This window comes from Bradyrhizobium sp. Crot121, from assembly GCF_059512385.1.
In genome coordinates this window covers 1-433 of the sequence record NZ_JCAMOR010000396.1, presented here as the reverse complement: position 1 = coordinate 433, position 433 = coordinate 1, and the positions used below count along the sequence as shown (strand labels likewise).

Genomic DNA, 433 nt, shown 5'->3' with positions numbered 1-433 from the left:
AGCACCGGCGCGACAGCGGCCATGTCGGCCGCCTTGGCGCCGGAGATGCCGGAGACGAGGTACATCGCGCCGACCAGCACGTAATGCAGGCCGCCCCTGATATGGCCGAGCAGGCTCGCCAGGAACGCCACCATGGCCCGCGCCATGCCGGTCATCTCGATCAGCAGGCCCAGGAACACGAACAGCGGCACGGAAAGCAGGATGAGGTGGCTCATGCCCTCGTCCATGCGCCCGACCAGCACCATCACGGGCGTGCGCGTCGTCAGCGCGAGATAGCCGAAGATGGCGAGACCAAAGCCGAACGCAATGGGAACGCCGGCAAAGACACAGAAGCCGGCAACGCCGACGAAGAAGATGACGAGGTTGAGATTGCCGAGCGGCCGCAGGAGCGGCCCCGCTAGCCAGAACAGGCCTATCACGATCGCAACCGACA

Annotated in this window: 1 protein-coding gene; it reads right to left on the bottom strand. The window is 65.8% G+C overall.

Features of this window, described 5'->3' with window-relative positions:
• On the bottom strand, positions 1–433 hold a 433-nt coding region (locus AC5ZGW_RS47160), incomplete at both ends, for a TRAP transporter large permease subunit (RefSeq protein ID WP_496114276.1).